Below are 8,489 nucleotides of genomic sequence, written 5' to 3'. Positions count from 1 at the left end.
ATTTTTAAATTACTTGTCAAACTGTTGATAGTTGTCTTTAAGCTTACCGATAACGCCCAACTAAGTATACAAAAAGACTACATACCCTCCGCAAAAAAAATAATACTACAAATTTATTCTGTGTTTTTCCTCGTTTTCCAAAGTATTTTACCCCCAACTTTTTCTGTTTTTTTTTCTGATCTCTTGAAAAACAAGGGATTTCATAGGTTTCGTCGTCACATCAAGGCCAAAAAAAAGTGGAGCTGTTTGACTCCACTGTATTTATTTGTAAAATTGTTCTTACTTGAATTTTGAAAAAAAGTATGTTCAGTTTTTTTGTGGTGAGGGTAGTGTCACGAGAATGAGTTGCGCCACTGGGGGAACGATTCGTGCGCTATCAGGGGTAGATGCTAAACGTATTTTGCTTACCCAAAACGTTCTGTATGTTAAATCGGGCTATGAGTGCTTATCTGTATACAGAATGCCTACATTGAAAGGTTCATTAAGCGTTACAAAGTAGGTATATTACATGCCTATCTGTTTGACACCTTAGATGATGTGAGGGAGATAACTGAATTATGGCTTAAAGTCTATATTAATTTGCAGTGGTAAAAAGAAACATCTTGTAACAACCAAAGTATTGCTCAGCAAAACCATTAAAAAGCTGGAAACTTCTTTGATTTTTTGTACAGTTCATTTTGTATGCAGGCAATTTTCAGAGTTCTTTATCAATTTTTTTTAAAGTTTTAGCTCCATATTATAAGGTGTGGAAATGAAATTCCCCCCCCCCTTTTTTTATTCAGGTTAACAATTGATATTACATAAGTGCCGTCAAAATGTCTGTCAGGAGCTGGACAAATCATATTTGGATTAAAATCAATTTCAATAATATCATTTTTTATTATTCCTTGTAGATTTTCTAGTATAGCAATTTTTGAACCCCCAATCGTCTTTATCTCCAATCTTTTTATATGTTTTACCACCACATATCCAACAATTATATATTGACTTTCAATTACAAGTTTTCTTAATAGTCTAGGAAAAATTGGATAGGCAAAAACATTGCTTGCAAGTCCTAAAAATGTGAATAAAAAATGTTTTTTTCATCGTAATCGTTTTTTTAACTGATAATAATTGACCTGTTATTTCTTAACCCATAATTCATAACTACTCAATCACCAGTCCTTTCAACGTACTGCGGTAGGTTTCTAGTAAGGTGCATTTGTCGACCAAACCGTAGTATTTTCCCGATTTCAAAACGATTAGGGTAGGGCGTTGGGATTGTTCAAATTTCTCCATAATCAATTCCATTCCGTCGTCGTGGTGGATTGCCGTATCGACGGGTTGCATCCACTCTTCAATTGAGCCAAATTTGACGCGATAGGTATTGAAAATAAAGGTTTTTAGGTGTTGAAAATCCAAGATTCCAAGCACACGCTGTTTTTCGTCAACGACGGCAAATAAGGACTGTTTAGAGGTTTGTAGCGCTTCAATTACTGCTTCCACGGTATCGGTCCGTTGAAATGTTCGGGTTTCGGTTTGCACTTGGGAAAGAAAATCAATTCCCAACAATACATTTTTATCTTTATCGCCTGTGAACACTTCGCCTTTATCGGCCAAGGCTTTGACATCCATCGAGTGTTTTTCAAATTTTCGCGATACGGCAAAACTAATCGAGGAAACTATCATCAACGGCACCATCAAGTCATAGCCGCCCGTGATTTCTCCAATCAAAAAGATGGCCGTCAAAGGAGCGTGAAAGAGTCCGCTGAGAATACCTGCCATTCCTACCATAGTAAAATTTGCCAAAGGCAAATCATGATGAATTCCCGTTAGGTCCATGGTTTTGGCTACTACAAAGCCCAAATACGATCCGACAAACAAAGATGGAGCAAAGTTTCCGCCATTTCCACCCGAACCCAAGGTAAGTCCCGTAGCGATGGATTTCAAGAAAATCACAACGCCCACAAAGGCGAGTACTACCCATTCGTTGGATTGCCAGGGTTCGAGCAAGGTATTGTTTAACAACACTTCGGGTTGGGCATTGGAGAGCGATTTGATACTCTCATACCCTTCACCAAAAAGCGTTGGAAAAAAGAAAATCAACACGGCCAGCATCATGGCGCCTACCAATGCTCTTCGGTAGGAATTTAAGCGGTACCTATGGAAGAAATGTTCTACCCGTCGGAAATTACGCGCATGATAGACCGAAACCAATCCGGCCATCACACCCAACAAAATATAATACGGAATATTATGGTAATCAAAAGGTTTGATCGCTTTAAAACTCAGCAAGATGTCTTGACTCAACAGCACATTGGAGGCCAAAGCCCCTGTCGCGGCGGCAATCATAATAGGGATAAAGGCCGAAATTGATACATCTGTCAATACGACCTCAATGGCAAACAATACGCCTGCAATAGGTGCATTGAATGCCGCACCAATCCCAGCAGCCACCCCACACGCGAGCAAGAGAATCCGGTCTTTTTGCGAGAGCTTATACTTTTGAGCGTAATTCGACCCAAAGGCGGCTCCCGTTATGGTAATCGGACTCTCTAGTCCCGCCGAGCCCCCCATGCCCACGGTCAATGAACTCGTGATGATTTGCGCATACATTTGTTTCTTGGGTAAGATGCCTCCTTTTTTGGCTACAGCATAGAGAATTTGTGAACTCCCTTTTTCAAGCGAACCGTCCAAGAATTTTCGAATAACAAAAACGGTGAGCACAATGCCAATAATGGGAAAAATACTGTTGGCATACGGAAGTTTTAAATACTGATTGACATAGGTAGCCATCAAAAACACATGATGGGCAAAATGTTTAAGTACAATCACCGCTAAAGCACAGGAAATCGCGACTGCCACACAGGATAGATACAAAAAACTCCGTTCCGATAACACCGCTTTTGCCCCAAAGAAGAGGGCTTCTAAGCGGCGAAGATTTTTTCGTATAAACAATAATACCGTCGCTGTTTTTCGGGTGGGCATACTACAATCCTTGAATGACAAAGGTACGTTTTTTCACGTCAAAAAAAAGGGAACCGAAGCTCCCTTTGTTTAGTTTAATCGCATCATTTCAGTGGTAATATCGACACTATGCATCGGTAGAAATTGCAAATCTTTATGTTTGAGGATTTCTATTTGAAATGTTTCTCCCTTTAGTCTTCTTTTCACTTCGATAACTTTTTTCTTTTCTGAAAAAAACAAAGGTTCTTCAAGCGAGAGCGATTCCATGCCGTTGGTGATGAGGTAAAATAGCGTGTTTTTTTCTAAAACCGTATCCCTACGATAAACCAAGCCTTCATAAACGCATACTAAGGTGGGAAATCTCACACCCACGATATAATGATTTCCGCCAATAACGGTGATGGAATTGGTTTCTTTGTCGGTTAAACAAAGAACATTTTCAAGGGAATTCCCATTTTTTTCATGTACATACAATTTGATTTTATCTACTGGAAATTTCCAGTCAAATAAAAGCGTGAAGGCAAATTCACTCGAACCTGATGCTTGGCTCCAACTTTGGATGGACCATAGAATGCATACCCAAAAGACTTTCATCACTACTTTTTATAAATTCAACAACTTAATATCGCCCGCAGGGGTCACAATATAATAGCGGTTGTTGCGAATAATGGTGTTTTTCGGTAGTTGGTCTTCTTTGAGTTTGATACGAACGGTCAAATCGTAAAAGGCCTGAATAGAAGGTTCAGCAATATCGCCGTTGATGACAAAACTGTGGTCTTTCATCAGTGCGGGGTTGTAGTATTCGGTACTGTTTTTCTTGATGTCGTTTACCGAACTTTTGGGGTCGAAATTGGCCGATGCTTGGGCATACGCGGTGTATTTGCGATAACTTTCCATGGGGTACGACACGTTGAAACCTTCTTGCAAGATTTTTTCTTTTTTACTTAAATCCATGTTCATTAGCAACGAATAATTGGCCGTCATCTCCTTAAATTGCTCTAAGGCTTTGCGCTGCATTTGGGCACGAATTTGATCAAAATTGACCGTGACATAATCTACTTTGGCCAAATCGTAAATTTCATTTTTACCGCAAATGGAGATGATTTTATCCATGTCGCGACTGGTGCGAAAGCGAATAATGAGGTTTTTTTTCAACTCAAAGCCCGAAGGTTTCTCATTGTAGGTTTTAGGATTGAAAATTTTTTTCTCTACCGCATATTCATACGTTGGAACAAACGAAATCATGTCGGTCATCACCACAATGTCTTTACTATAAGCATCTAATTCTTTGATGACATTGTTGATGCGTTCGTCCATTAAATTGGTGGCTTCTTCGGCCGATTTTCCCAATTGCAACACGCTGAAGGTGGCGACTTGTGTGGTTGCTTTTTCGTTGTAAATCCCTTTGATGACAATCACCATCTCATTTTCGGTACTCGAAGTGGTTTGCAGGGTATTGACCCGATTGACGGTGTAGGGATTGTTGCCGTAGTTGGCATTGCCTTTTTGAAGCTCGTAGTTGGCATTGCCCGACGCTTCGGTATAATTGGCATTGCCTGAATGTTGTGCGGTGGCCCATAATGTGGTGCAAAGGGTTGCTGCTAAAATTACTTTTGTGTTCATGTGATTTGATTTTTTAAAATTTTGATGACCCAAAAGTAGTGGGCTAGATTTCCAACCTTTAGCAAATCGACTTTCTCTTTACTGTAAAGTTATTTGGTTATTTTTACAGTGAATTTACAGTGAACTTTCCACAGGAATTTTCATTGTTCTCCTACCTTTGATCTGCGGCATGAATGAAATGCAACATTTTCAGGAATTGAAACGACGAGTGCTTGAGCGCTACCGTCAGGATTACCCGTATTTTCAAGGGGACTGGAAAACGTTTTCTTCGCAGGATATTTTGAATCTGATTGCTTTATTGGAAAGGGAATGCAAGGAAACAGTAAGCGAAAAGTGGATTTACACCCATTTGAAACCTGAAACAAATACGAAGTTGCCCCGCAAAAACATGCTCCATGTGTTGTGTCGTTTTGTGGGCGTGTCGAGTTGGGATGAATTTATTTTTGAACCTATAGCTACCGGTCCAACAGTTGTTTCAAAGGAAGAAACGAAACGTTCAAAACGAGGATATCTTTGGGGAATGGGGATTGGAGTCATACTGTTGGCGGTTGCCCATTTTCTTTGGCCTGAAAAAAAAGTAACGAAAATGCCTCCCGTAAAATTGCAAAACCAATACACCCAAGAAACCGTGGACAGTTCGGAGGTTCAAGTGTATGATGCAACCCATACCGTTGCGGCACAACCAATGACGCCACAACAGTTTGAGGAAAAAGTGAGAGAAAAACCCCTAACGGTCTTAGTGAAAAGTCCGTTTTACAAGGATACTATCGTGCAAATTCCCCCAAGTTCCTCGGTTCAATCTCCGCCCGTAGTGGCGTTACAACCCGATGATTACGCCATGATGGTAAAAGCCTTTTTGAAAGCCGATATCACCGATTGGCAAAAACGCAAGACGCAATTGCAACACATTCTTTCGGAAGATTTGGAAGTGATGGTGATGTTGAAAGGGGGGCTGGGTGCGGAGTTCTACAACAAAGCCCAATTTGTACAAAAGTTAACCATTCCCACGCCGGTATTAAAACGGTGGGAGATTGTAGATATAAAAAATGAACCCGACGGAAAGCTCAAAGCGATCCGTATCAAACAAGAATAAGCATGCGCAGCGGCATTGTATGTATCGTTTTTCTATGGTGTGCTTCGGTGTGGAGTCAGGCGGCTACAGAATCCATGAAAACCACCAACGAACAATCGTTGAAACAGGTTTTTGCAGCACCTGTTTTGCAAGCCTATCAGGAGAATTCGGATATAAAAATTCAGGAATTGTTTTTTTACCTCCAGCAGCTTACCCAACCCGGTCTCGAGCCATCGTTGCGCAAGGAAATGGAAACCGCTTGTTTGGCTTTATTTGTGAATGAAGAAACGTTGGTAGTGGACCTTACGTCACCTACGCCGACACTCATTCCAATTGCGATGTTACTCCAAAAGTTGGCGCAATCCGCTCCAATTCAAATTACGTTATCGGAACGCGTGAAATACAATACGATAACCTACCGCAGTTGGAAATGTGGCTACACCATTGGTTGTGTCCAAAACGAGAGTTTTCGCGAATATGCGCTTACGCAGATCGTTTTTTTTCAATTACTTCCGCAACAGTTTGGTGCACATCAACAACAAACCTATCAATACCGATTAGGGGCTATGGAGTTACGGTAAGTTTCGTAAAGCTTCGCGCTTACTCAACGGTTTTAATTTTGTATTTTCTACAAATTCACGCACGACATTTGGATTGAATCGGCTGTAATCTCGAAGTGCCCAACCGATGGCTTTTTGGATAAAAAATTCGTTGGAATCTTTGTGTTTGAAACATTCGGCTTTTAACAGGTCGAAGTGCGTTTGGGCTTTATATCCCAATTGAAAAAGGAGACCACTGCGGTTCAACCAAAGGGATGGAGCAGCCGAAAACCGTTCGATAACCCTGGGAATAGCTTCAGGATATTGTTGTAAATACCCTCCCAACAAATATTTGGCGATAAAGTCTACGGTATCCCACCACGAATGGGTTACTATCAAATGTTCAATGTGTTGTATATCTTCGGGGGAGTACATTTTTTTCACCGCTTTATAAAAAAGTTCCATCCCACAATAGTGTAATTCCCTATAGGGTTGCTCAAAAAGTGCTAAAGTATAGGTACGGAAATTATGTTGAATAGATGCTTTGTTTTTGTCATACCATCCGTTAAACAAGTCTCTGCGCAGGGTGGCTTTGACCCCAAGGAATTCAAAATGGTTTTTCATATACGCCTTCATAAGTAAGGCGTTTTCAGGATTTTGGTGCTGTTCAAAAAGAAGCACCAATTCATCAAGCGGATGCATTGGAAAATTGTTGGTTTAAGATTTCTCGTTTTTCCCGACAGGCGAGTTCCAATTCGTCAAAAAAAGCGAAAAATTCGTTTTCAAATTCGCTGTAAAATTCTTTTAACTCGATTATGGCCTCATGCATTTGTACGCGTTGTTGCGTGCGGAGGTCCATTTGAAATAAAATTTTTTCTAGGCCATCCAACGAGGCATAACTCACCAACCAATTTCGAGCAATCATATAGGGCACCATATGTTGTGCTTTTTCGGTGAGCCAACTGAGTTTTTCTTTCAGTAAGGCATAGAAATCGGCGGCATATTCTTCGAGTGAGGTAGCGGAATATCGGTTCCAGTTTTTTGCCAAAAAATGATCGTAAAAAATATCCATGATCACTCCCGAATAGTGTCCATACTTCGCATGCAATCGGTGTTTGCTTTGGCGGTATAACGGATGTGTATCGGTAAAACTATCAATGAAGCGGTGCAAAAGAATTCCTTTTTGCAACTCTTGCGGAAGATTCTTGTATTGGGAGCCTCGCACGCTGTCGGCCATGAAGTTTCCAATCCGTAATAAATCGGAAGCACCAGAAAGGTAAATGTGGGCGAGGAAATTCATAAAAAAAAGTTGCTCTCAGGTAAAGATAGCAACTTTTCAAAGAATTGATAGTATAGATTTGTTAATTGATTGCTTGTTGAAGCGAATTTTCGTTCGCAGTAGGAGCTTCGGTTGAGGGCTGTTCCAAAACCACTTTTTTACGGTATTGTTGCAAAGCACTTGCCGATTCGGGTTGCAGATATCCATCCAATAATTGTATCGCAATGGCCCCAAGGGATTTATGTGCATGAAACGCCAATTGTTGCAGGGACCGCATCTCCACGGGGAGTTGATACTCTTTTGCCAAGGCCAAACAAAACCATAAAAATTGAGGTTCCGTAGCTTCAAGCCACGTTGGTAATTGTTCAGCGACCCATTGGCTTTGATCGCTATACAAGGCCACTAAGTTTTGCATATCTTCCTCGGTAAATGAATGAGGATAAATGCGCAACGTATCGGGTTGGTAATTACACAGCTCAATTAAAGTAGCTAAAGCAGGAGTACGAACCGACTGAGCTCCATAAAAGGCGAGTTGTGTTACGGTATCTTTTAATTGAAGGCTGGGAATCGCTTTGGCATATTCCAACGTTTCTAAGGTCACAGATTCGTTGGCGCTTGCTAATTCTTTAACGACAAAGGCGTCCAAATTCCACTCTTTGACAAGTGCCGTCAATTTAGGTTGATTGGCTTTGTTTCGGTAGGGAGAAGCGGGAGCCAAAAGTTTACGTAAAACCAAGCGGCAAGCATCGGGTTGATCTAAAAACGTGTGTTTAAAATGGTCTATTTCTATTTGTGATTCTACCGTATCCCATTCATCCGCAAAATAATCGGAAAGAAAATTGCTTAGCGCCACTTGTAGTTCGGGCCGATCAACAATAGCTTCCGACGTTGATTTTGTATGAAAGAAAAACGCATACACCATATACAATACCGCCAAACCTGCACAAACAGGTAAGAGTAAAGCGCCCCAGTCAGTGGCAGTAATTTGTTGGTAAAAAGAAAGTAGCGTATGGGCGCGCATGGGTTATAT

9 protein-coding genes are annotated in these 8,489 nt (G+C 40.9%); 3 read left to right on the top strand and 6 right to left on the bottom strand.

Annotated elements, in window-relative coordinates; all coding sequences use genetic code 11:
* The first annotated feature begins 441 nt into the window (after positions 1 to 441).
* Positions 442 to 591: an integrase core domain-containing protein gene (locus ABWO12_RS07535; RefSeq protein ID WP_502902920.1), complete on the top strand. Its 150-nt coding sequence runs from the start codon at positions 442 to 444 to the stop codon at positions 589 to 591.
* Positions 592 to 1,146: 555 nt separating this feature from the next.
* On the opposite strand, the gene ABWO12_RS07530 is transcribed toward ABWO12_RS07535, so the two are convergent.
* From ABWO12_RS07530 to ABWO12_RS07520, 3 genes are all read right to left on the bottom strand, one after another.
* Positions 1,147 to 2,967 carry a chloride channel protein gene (locus ABWO12_RS07530; RefSeq protein ID WP_353088142.1) on the bottom strand — a complete coding sequence of 607 codons (1,821 nt, stop codon included), beginning with the start codon at positions 2,965 to 2,967 and terminating at the stop codon, positions 1,147 to 1,149.
* A gap of 69 nt (positions 2,968 to 3,036) precedes the next feature.
* Positions 3,037 to 3,540, bottom strand: a complete 504-nt coding sequence (locus tag ABWO12_RS07525; RefSeq protein WP_353088140.1) for a hypothetical protein — start codon at positions 3,538 to 3,540, stop codon at positions 3,037 to 3,039.
* A gap of 9 nt (positions 3,541 to 3,549) precedes the next feature.
* A complete protein-coding gene (locus ABWO12_RS07520; RefSeq protein ID WP_353088139.1) occupies positions 3,550 to 4,569 on the bottom strand; it encodes an SIMPL domain-containing protein in 1,020 nt (339 codons plus the stop codon).
* A gap of 169 nt (positions 4,570 to 4,738) precedes the next feature.
* Here ABWO12_RS07520 and ABWO12_RS07515 point away from each other — a divergent pair, with 169 nt between their 5' ends.
* Positions 4,739 to 5,662 carry a hypothetical protein gene (locus ABWO12_RS07515; RefSeq protein ID WP_353088138.1) on the top strand — a complete coding sequence of 308 codons (924 nt, stop codon included), beginning with the start codon at positions 4,739 to 4,741 and terminating at the stop codon, positions 5,660 to 5,662.
* A gap of 2 nt (positions 5,663 to 5,664) precedes the next feature.
* A complete protein-coding gene (locus ABWO12_RS07510; RefSeq protein ID WP_353088137.1) occupies positions 5,665 to 6,222 on the top strand; it encodes a hypothetical protein in 558 nt (185 codons plus the stop codon).
* Here the strand turns inward: ABWO12_RS07510 and ABWO12_RS07505 are convergent.
* The 3 genes from ABWO12_RS07505 to ABWO12_RS07495 all read right to left on the bottom strand — a co-directional run bounded on the left by ABWO12_RS07505 (position 6,214) and on the right by ABWO12_RS07495 (position 8,480).
* On the bottom strand, positions 6,214 to 6,882 hold the full coding sequence (locus tag ABWO12_RS07505) for a DNA alkylation repair protein (protein ID WP_353088136.1): 669 nt from the start codon (positions 6,880 to 6,882) through the stop codon (positions 6,214 to 6,216). The two genes, ABWO12_RS07510 and ABWO12_RS07505, sit on opposite strands and share 9 nt — an antisense overlap.
* Complete coding sequence (locus ABWO12_RS07500; RefSeq protein ID WP_353088135.1) at positions 6,869 to 7,480, bottom strand: acyl carrier protein phosphodiesterase; 612 nt, start codon at positions 7,478 to 7,480, stop codon at positions 6,869 to 6,871. The genes ABWO12_RS07505 and ABWO12_RS07500 overlap by 14 nt, the downstream gene beginning before the upstream one ends.
* A gap of 61 nt (positions 7,481 to 7,541) precedes the next feature.
* The gene (locus ABWO12_RS07495; protein WP_353088134.1) at positions 7,542 to 8,480 is read right to left on the bottom strand and encodes a hypothetical protein; all 939 of its coding nucleotides are present in this window, start codon (positions 8,478 to 8,480) and stop codon (positions 7,542 to 7,544) included.
* Between the last annotated feature and the right edge of the window lie 9 nt (positions 8,481 to 8,489).

Source organism: Flavobacterium sp., assembly GCF_040379285.1.
Taxonomy (GTDB): Bacteria; Bacteroidota; Bacteroidia; order Flavobacteriales; family Flavobacteriaceae; genus Flavobacterium.
Note: the sequence above shows the minus strand (reverse complement) of the source record. Positions and strands in the feature narration are given on the sequence as shown.

Bases quoted from the DNA above. Each gene is read 5' to 3' on its own strand.
- ABWO12_RS07525 (WP_353088140.1), bottom strand. From the start codon at position 3,540: ATGAAAGTCTTTTGGGTATGCATTCTATGGTCCATCCAAAGTTGGAGC.
- ABWO12_RS07510 (WP_353088137.1), top strand. From the start codon at position 5,665: ATGCGCAGCGGCATTGTATGTATCGTTTTTCTATGGTGTGCTTCGGTG.
- ABWO12_RS07500 (WP_353088135.1), bottom strand. From the start codon at position 7,480: ATGAATTTCCTCGCCCACATTTACCTTTCTGGTGCTTCCGATTTATTA.
- ABWO12_RS07530 (WP_353088142.1), bottom strand. From the start codon at position 2,967: ATGCCCACCCGAAAAACAGCGACGGTATTATTGTTTATACGAAAAAAT.
- ABWO12_RS07495 (WP_353088134.1), bottom strand. From the start codon at position 8,480: ATGCGCGCCCATACGCTACTTTCTTTTTACCAACAAATTACTGCCACT.
- ABWO12_RS07505 (WP_353088136.1), bottom strand. From the start codon at position 6,882: ATGCATCCGCTTGATGAATTGGTGCTTCTTTTTGAACAGCACCAAAAT.
- ABWO12_RS07520 (WP_353088139.1), bottom strand. From the start codon at position 4,569: ATGAACACAAAAGTAATTTTAGCAGCAACCCTTTGCACCACATTATGG.
- ABWO12_RS07515 (WP_353088138.1), top strand. From the start codon at position 4,739: ATGAATGAAATGCAACATTTTCAGGAATTGAAACGACGAGTGCTTGAG.